Genomic DNA, 15,547 nt, shown 5'->3' on the forward strand with positions numbered 1-15,547 from the left:
TTATTCCCCTGCGTCCAGCCGCTCCGGGTGCTCGACGGCCTGGCCGAGCAGCACCGGAACGTTGTCGATCAGCCGGGTACTCCCCACCCGGGCCGCGATCAACAAGCGTGCTTCACCATCGACGGGCGCGGGCCCGAGATCGGTTCCCCGCAACTCCAGGTAATCCACCTCGACCGCGGGCCGCGCGGCGAGGGTCTTCCACGCGGTCTCGAGGACCGCCTCCGCACCGTCCCGGCCGACGAACGCCCCCGCGGTGAGGGCGGCCGACAGGACGATGGCGTCTTCGCGCTGTTCAGGCGTCAGGTAGACGTTGCGCGACGACAACGCGAGCCCGTCGCGCTCCCGCACGGTCGGCACGCCGATGACGCGCGTGTCGATGTTCAGGTCGCGCACCATCCGCTTGATCAGCACCAGCTGCTGGTAGTCCTTTTCGCCGAAGAAGGCGTAGTCCGGACGGAGCAGGTTGAACAGCTTCGCCACGACGGTGAGCACGCCGGCGAAGTGGCCGGGCCGGGCGGCGCCTTCGAGCTCCTCGCCGTGCGGGCCCGGGTGCACGGTCACCACGGCGCCCTCGGCGTAGAGGGCGTCCGCGCTGGGCGTGAACGCGATCTCGATGCCGTCCTCGCGCAGGATGTCGAGGTCGGCCTCCAGCGGCCGCGGGTACGCCTCGAAGTCCTCGCCCGCGCCGAACTGCAGCGGGTTGACGAAGATCGAGGTGGCCACGACGGTGTTCGGCAGCCGCTTCGCGCGGCGGATCAGCTCGCGGTGCCCGGCGTGCAGCGCGCCCATGGTCGGCACGAGCGCCAGCTTGCGGCCGACGCCGTGCAGCGCCCGGCTGACCTGGCTCACCTGCTCGGGCGACGCGAACGCGTTCAGGGTGCCGCGGCTGAATTTCGGTGTGGTCACTGGTCTTGGTGCCCTTCGGCGGGATCGTCGAGGAGTTCGGTGAGGTCTTTGGCGGCCGCGGTGTCCAGCAGCCCGGCAGCCGTCGAACGCGCCACCGTGCGCCTGGCCAGCGCGCGGTAGGCCGGCGCCACCTCCGGCGCCCGGTCCGCCAGCACTTCGAGGTGCTTGCGGACGGTGCCGGCGTCGCCACGCGCGACCGGGCCGGTGAGGGCGCGGTCGCCGTGTCGCAGCACATTATCCAATGCCGCCGAAAGCAGCGGCGCCACCAGGCGTTCGGACTGCTCGATTCCGGCCTGGCGCAACAGGTCCGCGCAGTCGGCGACCAGCGCCATCAGGTGGTTTGCGCCGTGGGCCAACGCAGCGTGGTAGAGCGCTCGCGCGGAGTCGGGGATCCGCACCGGCTCGGCACCCATCTCGACGGTCAGCGCTTCGCCGACGTTCCACGCCGCTTCGTCGCCCTCGGCCGCCGTGACGCCGATGCTGCACGCCGCCAGCCGTTCGAGGTCCTCCGCGCGGCCGGTGAACGTCATGACCGGGTGCAGGGCGAGCGGCAGGGCCCCGGCTTCGGCCGCGGGGGCCAGGACGTCGATGCCGTGGGCGCCGGAGGTGTGCACGACGATCTGGCCGGACCGCAGCGACTCGGTGGCGACGAGCCCGCGGACCATCCCGGCGAGCGCGTCGTCGGGCAGGGCGAGCAGCACGAGGTCCGCCCGGCGGACGGTCTCGTCGGGCGGCAGGAGGGGCACGTCGGGGAGGAGGCGTTCGGCACGGGCCAGCGACGAAGCGGACAGGCCCGACGCGGCGACCACGGTGTGCCCCGCCCGGGCCAGCGCGGCGCCGAGCACGCTGCCCACCCGGCCGGCGGAAACGACGCCGACCGCGAGGCGGGCGGGCCTCATCATGGCGTGCGCCTGTGGACGCTCATGGTTGGCAGACTCCCTCTGCTCTCGTTCCAGTCCCACGCTCCGGGTACCGGACGACGGCGCGAGACTAACTCGGGCGAGCAGCCGGGGTTGAGCCCGGGTGACCAGCTTCACCCGGAACGGTTCACCCGCGGGCGGCCTCGTCGGCGAGGCGCGTCGCCTCCGCGCGGGCGGCCTTCAGGGTGCGCAGCAGCTCCTGCTGGCGCTGCCGGTCGGCGTCGCTGGTGAGCTGGTGCCGGTCCAGGAAGGCGAGCTCCGTCACGCTCGCCTGGTAGACGGCGACGGCGCGGGCAGCGCGTTTTCCGGACTGCCGTTTCGCCTGGCGGCGCCAGGCGCGGCGGCCGGGAAGGCTGGCCAGCAGCTCGACCTCCGACGGCGCGATCCACCGCGCGGCGGCCATGTGCGGCAGCGCGGCGGCGATGATCCGCTGCTCCCGTTTCCGCTGCAGGACGACCAGGTAGACCACGCCGACGAAGAGCGGAAGCATGATCAGGAAGTAGACGGTGAGGAACTTCGACCCGCCGAGCAGCGCGGCGCTGTTCCACAGCGCGTGCAGGCAGACGGCGGCGAGGTACCCGGCGATCGGCGCGACGATCTTGAGGGCCTTGGTGGTCGTCCGCGCGGCGATGCCGATCCCGATTCCGGTGAGCACGGCGAACAGCGGGTGGGTGAAGGGAGCGAGCACGCCGCGGAGGAAGAACGCGGTGATGACACCCTGGCTGTGCCCGTCCCCGAAGCCGTAGTCGGCGAACGCGCGCCCGAAGTAGTAGATGTTCTCGGTGAAGGCGAACCCGGCGGCGCTGAACCCGGCGTAGACGACCCCGTCGACGACGCCGTCGAACTCGCTGGACCGCCGCCACAGGATGAGCACGACGAAGAGGGCCTTGGCGGCCTCCTCGACCACGGGGGCCGAGACGAGCGCGGCGACGGTGTTGCCGCTGCCCTGGCCGAGCAGCTCGTCCCCGACGGCCTCGGCGGTGGTGTTGATGAGCAGCGCGGTGATGGTCGCGATGCAGGCGCCCCAGGCGAAGGCGAGCAGGAGGAACTTGGCGGGTTCGGGTTCCCACCGGTCGACCCAGAGGAACCCGGCCACGACGCCGGCCACGGGCACGAGCGCGGCGAGCACGCCGATGGTGACGGCGAGGGGGCCGACCCGCGCGGTCGCCAGGCCGAAGAGGAACAGGCCGCACAGGGCCACCACGATCAGCCCGAGCACCGGCAGCAGCACGGTGACCCGGCGAGGCCGCCGTCCGCGATCCAGTCCCGTCGCGGGCGAGAGGGTTCCGCTCACAGCGGGTCACCCTACGCAGGCCGGTCCGGAGGAGGAACGCCACCTGGGCCACTGGGCGGTGGGTGCGCGGCGCCGGTCGCCACCGGATTGCGTCCCAAGGCGCCCTTCGGCGCACGCCGCCGGATGCGCCCCAAGGTGGCCTTCGGTGCGTCAGACGCACCCAAGGCGGCCTTCGGTGCGTCACACGCAACCAAGGCCGCCTTGGGCCGCTTGGGTCGGGGAGCGGGGTCAGTCCTCCGCGCGGCGGCGGCGGCGAGGCGTCGAACCCGTGCCGCCGTTCGCCGCCAGGAGCTCGCTCACCGAACGGCCCGCCGCGTGGGATCCGCTGCCCGGGGCGGGCTCGGGTGCTGCTCGGCGGCCGTTGCGGGAACCGTTGTGGCCGTTCTGCTGCTGCTCGACCTCCGCCGGGTCCACCGGGGCCATGCCGCGGCGGGACATCGAGGCGCGCTCCGCCACCATGCCCTCCCAGGCCGGGGGCTCGCCGTCCGGACGGCGGCGGCGGCCTCCGCCCGGGGGCTCCGGCGCCGCGGGCACCGCCGGCAGGTGCTGCGAGTCCTCCGGCTTGCGGCGGCGGCCGCCCGAGCGGCCCTGGAAGTTGCGGACCGACTCCGGCAGCGTCGGGTTCGCCATCGGCGTCTCGGCCTTGGCGGCCTCCGCCGGCGCGCGGTGCGAACCACCGTGGCGGGACGGCGGCTCCTCCAGGATCGGCGACATGTCGGCCCGCGAGAACTGCTCCAGCCGCGACGGGCGGCGGGTGTCGGCGGCCGGCACCGGCGTGGTCGGCGGCACCACCGGCGGCAAGTCCGTGCGCGACGGCTGCCGCGGCGACGGGCTGTTGCTCGGCACCGGCGTCGTCGGCGGGACGACCGGCGGGAGGTCCGTGCGGGAGGCCGCGGCGTCCCGCGGCGACGGCGGCTTCACCTCGGGCGGCTTCGGCCGGTTGGGCCGCTGGCGCTCGGCGAAGTCGTCGCGGTTCTGGAAGGCCGCGCTGAGGTCCTTGACCGGCCGGATGTCCGAACGCGACATCTCGGACGGCTTCGGCGGCGGCACGCTCGCCGCCGGACGGCCCGGCGGCCGCGGCGGCTCGGGCGCCTTGCGGGGCGGCTCGGGACGGGCGCCGTTCGGCTGGCCGCCGACGCGCGGAATGTCCGGCCGCGACATCTCCACCCGCGGGATGTCGGGCCGCGACATCTCCACGCGCGGAATGTCCGGGCGCGACATCTCGACCCGGGGAATGTCGGGCCGCGACATCTCCACACGCGGGATATCCGAACGCGACATCTCCACCCGGGGAATGTCCGCACGCGACGCGTCGCCCCGAGGAACGTTCGGCCGCGGCGCCTCGACGCGCGGCATCTCCGGGCGCGGTGCGTCGGCCCGCGGCACGTTCGGCCGCGGCGCCTCCACCCGCGGAATGTCCGGGCGCGACATCTCCACCCGCGGAATATCGGGCCGCGACATCTCCACCCGCGGAATGTCCGGGCGCGACATCTCGACTCGCGGAATATCGGGGCGGGACATCTCCACCCGCGGGATCTCCGGCCGCGGCGCCTCGACCGGCCGGATGTCCGACTTCGACATCTCGGCCCGGCGGGCGGGCGGCGGCTCGGGGCGGCGGATCTCCGTCTTCGGCTCCGGCGGCTGGGGACGGCGGATCTCGGTCTTCGGCTCCGGCGCCTGCGGACGCCGGATCTCGGTCTTGGGATCGGGCCGCGGCACGTCCCGGCGCGTCGGCTCGGCCGCGGCCTCCGGACGGCGCTCGGGCTGCTTCGCGACTTCGTCCGGCTTCGGCAGCCGCATCGGCTGGGACTCGGCCTGGCGGCGCGCGGCCTCGGCCCGCAGCTCGGCGGCCTTCAGCTCGCGCTGCGCGGCGTTCAGCGCCGGGTCGACCGGCGGCACCGGCGGACGGCGCTCGCTCAGCGGCTTCGGCCGGGCCATCTGCTGGGTGCTCTGCACCGAGACGTTCGCCGGCGTCTTCGGGACCGGCTTGCCGCCGAAGCCCTTGCCCTTGCCGCCGAGACCCTTGCCGTTCGCGGGCTTGCCGTTCGACGCCTTGCGGCGGCGCTCGTCGAGAACGCGGTCGATCAGCTCGGTCGGCCGCTCGCCGCCTTCCACCACCGGCTTCTTCCCGGCCATCAGCTGGGCGGGCTTCTTCTTCGGGGCGGCGTCGGGGATCATCCGGTTCTCGTCGGACAGCTTGCGCATCCGGGTCGCCTGCGCGGTCAGCGCGACGCGCTCGAGCAGCACCTCGCCGCCGAACAGCGACTGGAGGCTGTCGCGCAGCGCGGACACCTCGGCCCGCAGCGCCTCCAGCTCCTCGCGGCCCTTGGAGTCGGCTGCGCTGCGGTTCTCCGCCTCCATCTCCAGCTCGTACTCGCGCCGGGCCGCGATCTCGCGTTCCAGCTCCAGTTCGTACACAGCCTGCGCCTCGGCGACCGCTTCCTCGCTCTGTGCCGCGCTCTTGCGGTACTTCACGGCGAGGAATGCGCCGATCAGGGCGGCCCAGAGGGCCGCGACGATCCCGAGCCGGAGGTAGCGGAGATCGTCGCTGAGCACCAGTGCGAGGGTGGCTCCGATGGCGAGGACAAAGCCGACAACGAGCCACGGCCTGCCCAAGAGGCGGCCGCGCGAGTCGTCACCCACGCCGGTCATGACTGACACCGTACCTGCTCGTAATCCGAACGAGACCTACTCGGTCCAGCGAGCGGTGCGATTCCAGCGCTAACCGGTCGTCCCGCGGGTGCGCTCCCGATCGTGGTCGCGCGGGGTCCGGCAGCAGTGTTCGAGCCACAAAGCCGCAGCTACCAGGGCCGCGGCGGACACGACGCCGACCGCCGCGGCGCGCGTGTCGAGCACCGCGGCGACGAGTTCGTCACGTCGGGGAAAAAGATAGGCGAGCGCCGCGAGCCAGGCGCCCGCCATGAACGCTCCGGCGAGTGACGAAGCTTTCGCGAGAGCCACCGATCGGGCTACCCCGATCGCGCCGACGACCCGGCCGTTCTTGATCCGCGAGCGGATCGAGAAGGCCAGCACGACCTCGATCACGGCCAGCACGGCGAAGGTGACCCCGGCGAGCAGGGGCAGCTGCGGCAGCGAGCCGTAGGCCGTCTGGAAGAGCAGGTAGCCGAGGCCCAGGCCGAGCAGCCCGGCGACCACCAGGTCACGGGGCCGGGTGAAGTGCATGCCCCAACCGTACCGTGGAAGAGTTGACTCTCCACCGACTGGAGAGTTCATCATGCGTTTTGTGGGCACCACCGCGACCTTCACCATCGGCGAGCTGTCCCGGCGGACCGGCCTGCCGGTCAAGACCATCCGCTTCTACTCGGACGAAGGCCTGCTGCCGCCGACCGAGCGGACGGACGCCGGCTACCGGCTCTACGACGCGGCGGCGATGGCCCGCCTGGAACTGGTCCGCACGCTGCGGGAGCTGGGTCTCGGCCTCGCCGACGTCTCGGCCGCGCTGAGCCAGTCGACGACCGTCGGCGAGCTGGCGATCCGGCACGTCGAGGCGCTCGACGAGCAGATCCGGCGGCTGCGGCTGCGCCGGGCGGTGCTGCGCGCGGTGGCCAAGCGCAATTCCGAACTGGAGGAAGTGAACCTGATGAACCGTCTCGCGTCGATGTCCGACGAGGAGCGCAAGCGGCTGGTCGACGAGTTCTGGGACGAAATGGTCGCCGGGCTCGACATCGACCAGGAATTCTACCGCCGGATGCGCGCCGGGAAGCCGGAGCTGCCCGACGACCCGACGCCCGAGCAGCTCGAGGCCTGGATCGAGTTCGCCGAGCTGGTCCAGGACCCGGACTTCCGGGCCTTGATCCGCCGCATGAGCGAAACCCAGGCGAAGCAGATCGAGGACGGCGAGTTCCAGCAGCCGGCGGAGGCCTGGCAGCAGAACTGGCCGGTCTGGGTGTCCCGGGCGGAAGCGGCGGTGACGGCCGGCGAATCGCCGACGTCGGAGACGGGGCAAACGCTTGCGGCCGACCTGGCGGCGGCGTCGGCCCGTGACGATCAGGACCCCGCTTCGCCGGAGTTCCGCGCCGAGCTGGCCGACCGCTTCGAGATGAGCGGCGACCCGCGGGCCGAGCGCTATTGGCAGCTGCTGGCGACGATCAACGGCTGGCCTCCGGTGCCGACGGCCCAGTCGGCGGTGCGGTTCATGATCGACGCCCTGCGCGGCTGAGCGCACGGGATCGACAGCTCGGCGACGGGCCGGTGGTGATCGGTAACGGTCACCACCGGTTCACCGATGAGCACCCTTTCCGCCCCCTCCCCGCTGGGGGACCCCCGGTTTCAACGTTACTCGCGAGCACCGACAATTCCGGGCCGCACGGCCGAGTTGTCCACCGGTTATCCACAACGGCCGGGGGTTGTCCACAACTCCCCACGCCGGCTCGGCTTCAGCGCAGCGCGAGGTCCGTGCGGCGGACCGTGGCCACCTCGTCCGCCGGGCGGGCGGCGAGCAGGTCCGCGATCGGGCCGTGGCCCGGCAGGACCGCGGCCGGCTCGATCTCCACCCACGGCACCAGCACGCTCGCGCGGTCCGGCGTTCCCGGGTGCGGCAGTAGCAGCTCGGGATCCTCCGACGTCACGCCGTCGACCGTGACCACGTCGACGTCCAGGGTGCGCGGGCCCCAGCGCAGCTCGCGCACCCGGCCCGCCGCCTGCTCGGCCGCCTGGCCCGTGCGCAGCCACGCCCAGTGGTCGCGCGCCGGGTCGTCGACCACGCAGACCGCGTTGAGGAAGTCCGGCTGGTCCTCCACGCCCCAGGCCTTCGTCTCGTACACGCTCGACACCACGACCAGCGCGGGCCGGACGGCGTCGAGCGCCAGCTGGAGGAAGCCCAGCCGGTCGCCCAGGTTGGACCCGAGCGAAAGCACCGCCCGGCTCACCGGTCGCGCCGGACCGTGACCGCCACGTCGTCGAACGTCAGCGGGATCGGGGCCGACGGCTTGTGCACCGTCACCTCGACCGCGCTCAGCCGCTCGTCGCGCATGACTTCGTCGGCGATCTTGCCCGCGACGCTCTCGATGAGGTCGTACGGCTCGCCCGCGACGATCCCCGCCGCCAGCTCGGCCAGCTCGCCGTAGTGCAGGGTCTTCGTCAGGTCGTCCGACGCAGCGGCCGGCCCGAGGTCCAGCCACACCGTGATGTCGACGACGAACTCCTGGCCGTCGCGCTTTTCGTGCTCGAACACGCCGTGGCGCCCGAACACGCGCAAGCCGGTCAGCGTGATCCGGTCAGCCATCCGTCCTCCAAGCAGCGGCCACCGCGACCGCGTCCAGCGAAGCTCCGACCTCGTGGACGCGCACACCCCACGCCCCGGCCGCCGCGGCGAGCGCGGAGACGGCGGCGGTGGCGTCCTCCCGGCCGTCCGGCGGGCGCGGTGTGCCGTCCTTTTCGGACAGCAGACGGCCGAGGAACCGCTTGCGGGAAGCGCCGACGAGCACCGGGAAACCCAGCGAGAGCAACGAGTCCAGCCCGCGCAGCAACGCCCAGTCGTGCTCGGCGTTCTTGGCGAAACCCAGGCCGGGATCCAGCACGATCGCGCTTTCCGCGACCCCCGCGGCGAGCGCTTCGTCCACCCGGGACAGCAGCTCGGCCCGCACATCGGCGACGACGTCCTGGTAGGACGCCAGCGCCTGCATGTCCTTGCTGTGCCCGCGCCAGTGCATCAGCACCCACGGCACCCCGGCCTCGGCGGCGACGCGCGCCATGTCCGGATCGGCCAGGCCGCCGGAGACGTCGTTGATCACCTTCGCGCCGGCCTCGAGCGCGGCGACGGCGACGGCGGCCCGCGTGGTGTCGACCGACAGCGCCACCCCTTCGGCGGCCAGTGTCTTGATCACCGGCAGGACGCGCTGCAGTTCCGTCTCGGCGTCCACCCGGGACGCCCCCGGCCGCGTCGACTCGCCGCCGACGTCGATCAGGTCGGCCCCGCGCGCCCACATCGCACGCGCGTGCTCCAGGGCCTGGTCGAGCCCGAGGTAGCGGCCACCGTCCGAAAAGGAATCGGGCGTCACGTTCAGCACGCCCATGACCACGCACCGGCCGGGCGCGGGAAGCCCTGCACTCACCGGCGGGCCCTGATGAGATCGAGCGCCTCCGCCCGCGAAGTGGCGGAATCCTTGAACTGCCCCCGCACGGCCGACGTGGTGGTGCGCGCACCCGGCTTGCGGATGCCGCGCATGGCCATGCAGAGGTGCTCGGCCTCGATCACCACGATCACGCCGCGCGGCTCGAGCTTCCGCACGATCGCGTCGGCCACCTGCGACGTCAGGCGTTCCTGGACCTGCGGGCGCTTGGCGTAGAGGTCGACGACGCGGGCAAGCTTCGACAGCCCGGTGACCTTCCCCGCGGCGTTCGGGATGTACCCGACGTGCGCGACGCCGTGGAACGGGACCAGGTGGTGCTCGCAGCTGCTGTACATCGGGATGTCCGTGACCAGCACCAGCTCTTCGTGTGCCTCGTCGAACGTCCGGTCCAGCACCGCGTCCGGTTCCGTGTACAGGCCCGCGAACATCTCGCGGTACGCGCGGGCGACCCGGGCGGGGGTGTCCTTCAGGCCATCCCGCTCCGGGTCTTCACCGCAGGCCAGCAAGAGCTCCCGGATCGCCTTCTCCGCCCGGTCCTGGTCGAAGACCGGGCGGTCGGCGTCACTGGGGCTTTTCTGGTCCATCCACGTCACGACGCTCCCCCTCGCTCTGCTGGTTGCCGGCTTGGTCGGCGAACCAGCCGTGCTCACGAGGGCGTTCTTCACCGCCGGGCCGCCACGACTGGCCCGGCTGACCGCCCGGCGAGGTCGCGGGCGTCCAGCCCGGAGGAGCACCGTAGTTCGGCGGGCCGCTCTGGCCTGCCGGACCGCCCGGCTGCTGGCCGCCGTAGGCCTGCGGCCAGTGCGCCGTGCCGTTCGGGCCACCGTTCGGGCCGCCGTAAGGACGGCCGCCGTTCGGGTAGGCGCCCGGCTGCGGCGGGGCGTACGGGTTGGCGTTCGGGTCGACCGGCGACGGCGACGGGTACGGCGGACCGCCCGGCAGGTCGCCCGCGCCCTGGGCGGTGCCGACCGGGGTCGGCTCCGGCTTCAGGACCGGCTTCTCCTTCTCCGGCGGCGGCCACGGCTCGCCGCGCTCCATCGCCAGCTCGCCCGGGGTCTTGATCGGCGGCTTGTCCGACGGCGTCCGCTCACCGAACTCGTTGAACACGGTGATGTGCGGGCGCTTCTCGACCGTCGCGAAGATCCGCTCCAGGTCCTTGCGGGTCAGCGTCTCCTTCTCCAGGATTTCGATGACCAGCTCGTCGAGCACGTCGCGATAGGTGTTCAGCACGTGCCACGCCTCGGTGTGCGCGGTCTCGATGAGCTTGCGCACCTCCTCGTCGATCTCGTGCGCCACTTCCAGCGAGTAGTCCGCCTGACGGCCCGCCGACCGGCCGAGGAACGGGTCGCCCTGCTCCTGGCCGTACTTGACCGCGCCCAGGCGGGCGCTCATGCCGTACTCGGTGACCATCGCGCGGGCGATCTTCGTCGCCTGCTCGATGTCCGAGGACGCGCCGGTGGTGGGCTCGTGGAAGACGAGCTCTTCCGCCGTGCGGCCACCCATCGCGAAGACCAGCCGCCCGATCATCTCGGAGCGGGTCATCAGGTCCTTGTCGTCCTCGGGAACGAGCAGCGCGTGCCCGCCCGTGCGGCCGCGCGGCAGGATCGTCAGCTTGTAGACCGGTTCGATGTCCGGCATCGCCCACGCGGCGAGCGCGTGGCCGCCCTCGTGGTAGGCCGTGATCTTCTTCTCCTTCTCGGAGATGATCCGGCTCTTGCGGGCCGGGCCGCCGACGACGCGGTCGACCGACTCCTCCAGCGCCGCGTCGGTGATCACGTGCCCGTTCTGGCGGGCGGTGAGCAGCGCGGCCTCGTTGAGCACGTTCGCCAGGTCGGCGCCGGACATGCCGACGGTCCGCTTGGCCAGGCTGGTGAGGTCGGTGCCCTGGGCGATCGGCTTGCCCTTGGCGTGCACCTCGAGGATCGCCTTGCGGCCGCGCAGGTCCGGCGCGGACACCGGGATCTGCCGGTCGAACCGGCCGGGGCGCAGCAGCGCCGGGTCGAGGATGTCAGGCCGGTTGGTGGCCGCAATCAGGATGATGCCGCCGCGGGCGTCGAAGCCGTCCATCTCGACGAGCAGCTGGTTCAGCGTCTGCTCGCGCTCGTCGTGCCCGCCGCCGAGGCCGGCGCCGCGCTGGCGGCCGACCGCGTCGATCTCGTCGACGAAGATGATGCAGGGCGCGTTCTGCTTGGCCTGTTCGAACAGGTCACGGACCCGCGAGGCACCGACACCGACGAACATCTCGACGAAGTCCGAGCCCGAGATCGTGTAGAACGGCACGCCCGCCTCGCCGGCGACGGCCCGCGCGAGCAGCGTCTTGCCGGTACCCGGCGGCCCGTAGAGCAGCACGCCCTTCGGGATCTTCGCGCCGAGCGCCTGGTAGCGCGCCGGGTTCTGCAGGAAGTCCTTGATCTCGTACAGCTCTTCGACGGCCTCGTCGGCCCCCGCGACGTCCCCGAAGGTCGTCTTGGGCATGTCCTTGTTCAGCTGCTTGGCCTTGGACTTGCCGAAGTTGAGGACGCGGTTGCCGCCGCCCTGTGCGTTGTTCATCATCCACATCAGCAGGCCCAGCACGAGGGCGAGCGGGATGGCGAAGATGAGGATCTGCGTCAGCACGCCCTGCTGGGTCACCTTGGTGGTGAACTTGATCGGCTGGCCGCCCGCCTTCGCCGCGATCAACGAGTCGTAGATCGGGCGGGTGGCGTCCGCCGGGTACTGCGAAATGATCTGGGTGACCTGCTGGCCGTCGACGTCGACGGGCTTGGCCAGCAGCAGCTTGAGCTGCTGCTCCTTGTCCTCGAGGCTGGCTTCCTTGACGTTGTTCGAGGTGATCTGGGAGTTCGCCACCGAGATGGGTGCCTGGGTGTACCCACGATCACTGTCGAAGATCGTGTTGTACGCGAACAACGCCAGCAACCCCGCGACGATCCACAGCAGTGGGTTCCTGAGCACGCTCTTCCGGTTCATACGACTCGGCCCTGGTGGCCTCGACCCTCCCTGGTTGGGCGGCTCCTGTGATACCCGCCATCACGATCTTGACAACCCGTGGTGCCTGGACACCTGCCCATCAGGGTACCGTCCGCTGCCGCGTTCATCCCCTGTGAGCCTCTCGCAGGTCAACGGGCGATACCGCGCTGGGGTTCCCGGCCGGTGTCCACTCGTCAACGCTAGCGCGTGCCGTCGGACACACTGCTCACCATCTCGCCCAGCCGGGTGCGCAGTGTCGCGGCGTCCGCGGGGGCCACGGTGACCCACTCGCGCCCGTCCGTCCCGGCCCTGGAGAGGCTCAGGTAGCGGCCGGTCGCGGTGTCGAACCAGGCCAGCACGCGGGACCGTTGCTTGGCTCCGACCTGCGAACGGCTGTTCGCGGCGAGCTGGCCACCGCGCTGCCGGGGCTGCCCGGAGATGCGGCCGTAGGCCTCGCGCGGGTCGGCCGTCACGCGTTCGCTCAACGGGGTCCGGCGGCCCCGGCCCCGGCGGCTGTCTTCTTCCTCACCCGCCGACGGCAGCGACACCGGCACCCGGATCGGCGCGGTCTGCAGGGCCTCGTCGAGCGGGAGTGTGACCGACGCCTCGCTGCCGCGCGGCCCCGCGGGCAGCATTCCGACGACGGCGGAGACCAGGCCGTCCGGCGGGACGTCCCGCAGCCAGATCCCGTCGGCGTCCTGGACCGCGAGCACGCCCTTGGTCTCGTCGGCCGCCGCGAGGACGCCGACCGTCGGGGCCTGGAACTGCGGGATGTGCAGGGCGTCGATGGTCAGCGGGGCGAAGGCCAGCAGGTGCAGGGCGTCCTCGATCGGCGGCGCGAGCCTGCCGCGCGGCTCGCGGATGCCGCGCGCCTTCAGCTCGACGTCGACGCGGTGACGCAGCGACACGCGCTCGTCCTCGGTCGCGCCGTGCGACCGGACGCGCAACGGGTACGGCAGCTCCCCGACCCGCGCCGACTCCCACAGGAAGTCGAACGCCAGTGGCGAGAAGAACTCTTGCATCATCACTCTCCCGGATCGGACTCTTGCTCAGCGTAGCCCGCACCCCCGACAAAACCGGATCGTTCCGGTGCCGGGCCGGGCACGCCCGGAGAACCCGGGTTCAGACCGAGCTGGTCGCCGCGGCTCCGGCGAGCATCTCACCGAGGCGGTGGCGCAGCGTGGCCGCGTCGGCGGGAGCGATGGTGATCCAGTCCCGGCCGTCGCGGCCCCGGGTGGCCTGGGTGAAGTAGCGGCCGGTCGCGGTGTCGAACCAGGCCAGCACCGGCGTGCGCGTGCGGGCGCCGAGCCGGCTGCGGGAGTTGGCGCCGATCTGGCCGCCGCGCAGCCGCGGCTGGGCGGTCAGCCGGGCCAGCGCCTTGCGGTCCTCGTCGGCCGACGCGCGCTCGTCGCCGTTGCCGCCACGCTGCCGGAAGTCGCCGGTCAGCTCGTCCCGCGGCACCGTGATCGACTTCTCGCTACCGCGCGGGGCACCCGGCAGCAGCGAGACGATCGCACTGGGGAGCCCGTCGGGCGGGCACGGCTGCAGGTGCAGGCCGCGGGTGTCCTGCACGGCCAGCAGGCCCTGGCCGCCCAGCACGCCGGCGACCGCGAGCAGCGGCTGGGCGTCCGGGGCGATCAGCTGGACGGCGTCCAGGCTCAGTTCGGGGGCCGCCAGCACGCCGAAGTAGTCCTCGACGTGCGGCTCGGGCCGGCCGCGGCCGTCGGCGAGGCCACGCGCGGTGAGTCCTTCGAGGGTGCGGCGGCGCAGCATCGCCCGCTCGTCGACGGTCGCGCCGTGCGAACGGATGCGCAGCGGGTACGGCAGCTCGCCCAGTCCGGCCGACTCCCACAGGAAGTCCACCTCGACCGGGGTGAGCAGCTCAGCGTTCGGCATCGAGCCACCCCCAGGAGAAACCGGGCCGGGCGCACGCCGGTGCGCCCGGCCCGAAAAGGATCAGCGGTCTTCGTCGTCGGACCACGCGCCGATGACCGGCGGCGGGGTCGCCTGGTTCGCGCCGAAGGCCTCGTCCGGGTCCGCCTCGATGAGGAAGGACGCGTGCGTGTGCTCCTCGTCCTGCTGCCCCTGGGCGCCCTGCGGGGCCATGCCGCCCATGCCCGGGTTCATCGGCGGCGGCGTCTGCCCGCCGATGGTGCCCGCGGACGAGACGACACCCTGCTGCGGCGCCTGGGCCGACGCGGCGCTCTGGCCCTGGCCCTCGGCCGACGCCAGCGACGTTTCGTTTTCGGACTTCGCGCCGGACTTGCTGCCCGCGCCCAGCGCCCGCGACGCCAGCGCGCCGAGGCCGCCGGCCACGCCGCCGATGCCCAGGCCCATGCCGATCTTGCCGAGCGGGTTGCCGCCACCGGGCTGCCCGCCGCCCGGGGCGACGTGGCCCGCGCCGGTGCCGGCACCCGCGCCGGTGACCGAGCCGCCGGCGCCGTCGCTGCCGAGCGTGGCCGCGTCCGGGCCGAAGCCCGCGCCCGCCACCCCGCCGTGGACCCCGTTCGGGCCGCCGATCCCGGCGTGCTGCGCGCCGAACGCGGCGCCGTGGCCGCCGAAGCCCGCGGCGCCGGAAGCGAAGATCGCGTCGCCCGCGCCGGGCAGCGCGTCGACCGAGCCCGTGCTGCCGACGCTGTTCACCGCGCTGAACGACACGGAGTTGTGCGACGCGGTCGGCTTCATGCCGAGCGACTCCGGGCCGAAGCTCGGGGTCGAGTTGTCGACCTCCTTCATCGCCTGGGTGTAGGCGTTGAAGAACGCGACCTGCTGCGCCTTGACGTCGTCGGCCGCGTCGGACTGCTCCTTCTGGTCGGCGACCAGAGCCGCCGGGCCGCCCGCCAGCGCCGCCGCCATCGCCTGCTGCGGGTCGTACTTCTTGGGCGGCGGCATCTTCTTGACCTGCTCGGCCGCCGCGCACTGCTTGGCGAGGCGGTCGGACATCGTGTGCGCGGCGTCGGAAGCCTGCGAACCGGAGTTGGCGATGGCCACCAGCGCACCCTGCGCGCCGGCGGCACCCTTGCCGACCCACGCGTTGCCCAGCTCGGCGATCGCGTTGTACAGGTGCTCGGACGCCTGCTTCAGCTCGGCGCCGTGGTGCGCCCAGGTCTGCCCGGCCGCGGTCGCCGTCTCCGGGAAGTTGTTTTCGGTTGCGCCTCGGTACAGCTGGTCGCTTTCCTGCGCGTTCCAGTTCGGCGGGTTGGCGATCGCCCGGTCGCTGCCCATGTCGAAGCCGCCGGCGCTGCCGCGGGCGCTGTCGACGATGTTCTGCGAAGCCGAGTTGTCGCCGAGCGGGACCAGCGAGCCCGGGTCGGTCGCCGCCGGCTGGTCACTGTGGTTCGGAGCCATGACTACGAGTTCCCCTCTGG

At 72.7% G+C, this 15,547-nt stretch carries 14 protein-coding genes; 1 reads left to right on the plus strand and 13 read right to left on the minus strand.

The window, feature by feature from the left end; genetic code table 11:
• From panC to ACFPLC_RS11105, 5 genes are all read right to left on the minus strand, one after another.
• Positions 1-906, minus strand: a complete 906-nt coding sequence (gene panC, locus ACFPLC_RS11085; protein ID WP_378200315.1) for a pantoate--beta-alanine ligase — start codon at positions 904-906, stop codon at positions 1-3.
• Positions 903-1,862 carry a Rossmann-like and DUF2520 domain-containing protein gene (locus ACFPLC_RS11090; protein WP_378200541.1) on the minus strand — a complete coding sequence of 320 codons (960 nt, stop codon included), beginning with the start codon at positions 1,860-1,862 and terminating at the stop codon, positions 903-905. Before ACFPLC_RS11090 ends, panC begins: the two co-directional genes overlap by 4 nt.
• Positions 1,863-1,953: 91 nt before the next feature.
• Complete coding sequence (locus tag ACFPLC_RS11095; protein ID WP_378200544.1) at positions 1,954-3,057, minus strand: PrsW family intramembrane metalloprotease; 1,104 nt, start codon at positions 3,055-3,057, stop codon at positions 1,954-1,956.
• A gap of 291 nt (positions 3,058-3,348) precedes the next feature.
• Positions 3,349-5,772, minus strand: coding sequence for a DUF6779 domain-containing protein (locus ACFPLC_RS11100; RefSeq protein ID WP_378200318.1), 2,424 nt, complete (start codon positions 5,770-5,772; stop codon positions 3,349-3,351).
• Positions 5,773-5,841: 69 nt separating this feature from the next.
• Complete coding sequence (locus ACFPLC_RS11105; protein WP_378200321.1) at positions 5,842-6,303, minus strand: DUF3180 domain-containing protein; 462 nt, start codon at positions 6,301-6,303, stop codon at positions 5,842-5,844.
• Between the two features lie 61 nt (positions 6,304-6,364).
• Here ACFPLC_RS11105 and ACFPLC_RS11110 point away from each other — a divergent pair, with 61 nt between their 5' ends.
• Positions 6,365-7,300 carry a helix-turn-helix domain-containing protein gene (locus ACFPLC_RS11110; RefSeq protein WP_378200324.1) on the plus strand — a complete coding sequence of 312 codons (936 nt, stop codon included), beginning with the start codon at positions 6,365-6,367 and terminating at the stop codon, positions 7,298-7,300.
• A gap of 217 nt (positions 7,301-7,517) precedes the next feature.
• Here ACFPLC_RS11110 and folK read toward each other — a convergent pair whose 3' ends face one another.
• From folK to ACFPLC_RS11150, 8 genes are all read right to left on the minus strand, one after another.
• Positions 7,518-8,009 (minus strand): 2-amino-4-hydroxy-6-hydroxymethyldihydropteridine diphosphokinase, encoded by a 492-nt coding sequence (folK, locus tag ACFPLC_RS11115; protein ID WP_378200327.1) that lies wholly within the window; start codon positions 8,007-8,009, stop codon positions 7,518-7,520.
• Entirely contained in the window at positions 8,006-8,365 is a 360-nt protein-coding gene (gene folB / locus ACFPLC_RS11120) for a dihydroneopterin aldolase (RefSeq protein ID WP_378200330.1), read from the minus strand. Before folB ends, folK begins: the two co-directional genes overlap by 4 nt.
• Positions 8,358-9,155, minus strand: a complete 798-nt coding sequence (gene folP / locus ACFPLC_RS11125) for a dihydropteroate synthase (RefSeq protein ID WP_378200333.1) — start codon at positions 9,153-9,155, stop codon at positions 8,358-8,360. Before folP ends, folB begins: the two co-directional genes overlap by 8 nt.
• 35 nt (positions 9,156-9,190) lie before the next feature.
• Positions 9,191-9,796 carry a GTP cyclohydrolase I FolE gene (folE, locus tag ACFPLC_RS11130; RefSeq protein WP_378200336.1) on the minus strand — a complete coding sequence of 202 codons (606 nt, stop codon included), beginning with the start codon at positions 9,794-9,796 and terminating at the stop codon, positions 9,191-9,193.
• On the minus strand, positions 9,774-12,179 hold the full coding sequence (gene ftsH / locus ACFPLC_RS11135; protein WP_378200339.1) for an ATP-dependent zinc metalloprotease FtsH: 2,406 nt from the start codon (positions 12,177-12,179) through the stop codon (positions 9,774-9,776). Before ftsH ends, folE begins: the two co-directional genes overlap by 23 nt.
• A gap of 200 nt (positions 12,180-12,379) precedes the next feature.
• Positions 12,380-13,204 carry an ESX secretion-associated protein EspG gene (locus tag ACFPLC_RS11140; protein WP_378200342.1) on the minus strand — a complete coding sequence of 275 codons (825 nt, stop codon included), beginning with the start codon at positions 13,202-13,204 and terminating at the stop codon, positions 12,380-12,382.
• A gap of 97 nt (positions 13,205-13,301) precedes the next feature.
• A complete protein-coding gene (locus tag ACFPLC_RS11145; protein WP_378200345.1) occupies positions 13,302-14,075 on the minus strand; it encodes an ESX secretion-associated protein EspG in 774 nt (257 codons plus the stop codon).
• Positions 14,076-14,135: 60 nt separating this feature from the next.
• Positions 14,136-15,527 carry a hypothetical protein gene (locus tag ACFPLC_RS11150; RefSeq protein WP_378200348.1) on the minus strand — a complete coding sequence of 464 codons (1,392 nt, stop codon included), beginning with the start codon at positions 15,525-15,527 and terminating at the stop codon, positions 14,136-14,138.
• Positions 15,528-15,547: the final 20 nt, after the last annotated feature.

It is taken from the genome of Amycolatopsis plumensis, assembly GCF_042652605.1.
Classification (GTDB): Bacteria; Actinomycetota; Actinomycetes; order Mycobacteriales; family Pseudonocardiaceae; genus Amycolatopsis; species Amycolatopsis plumensis.

What these genes read in the sequence shown, in the direction of transcription:
- ACFPLC_RS11100 (WP_378200318.1), bottom strand. Translation starts at nt 5,772, where the DNA reads ATGACCGGCGTGGGTGACGACTCGCGCGGCCGCCTCTTGGGCAGGCCG.
- ACFPLC_RS11105 (WP_378200321.1), bottom strand. Translation starts at nt 6,303, where the DNA reads ATGCACTTCACCCGGCCCCGTGACCTGGTGGTCGCCGGGCTGCTCGGC.
- folB (WP_378200330.1), bottom strand. Translation starts at nt 8,365, where the DNA reads ATGGCTGACCGGATCACGCTGACCGGCTTGCGCGTGTTCGGGCGCCAC.
- folP (WP_378200333.1), bottom strand. Translation starts at nt 9,155, where the DNA reads ATGGGCGTGCTGAACGTGACGCCCGATTCCTTTTCGGACGGTGGCCGC.
- folE (WP_378200336.1), bottom strand. Translation starts at nt 9,796, where the DNA reads ATGGACCAGAAAAGCCCCAGTGACGCCGACCGCCCGGTCTTCGACCAG.
- ftsH (WP_378200339.1), bottom strand. Translation starts at nt 12,179, where the DNA reads ATGAACCGGAAGAGCGTGCTCAGGAACCCACTGCTGTGGATCGTCGCG.
- ACFPLC_RS11140 (WP_378200342.1), bottom strand. Translation starts at nt 13,204, where the DNA reads ATGATGCAAGAGTTCTTCTCGCCACTGGCGTTCGACTTCCTGTGGGAG.
- ACFPLC_RS11145 (WP_378200345.1), bottom strand. Translation starts at nt 14,075, where the DNA reads ATGCCGAACGCTGAGCTGCTCACCCCGGTCGAGGTGGACTTCCTGTGG.
- ACFPLC_RS11150 (WP_378200348.1), bottom strand. Translation starts at nt 15,527, where the DNA reads ATGGCTCCGAACCACAGTGACCAGCCGGCGGCGACCGACCCGGGCTCG.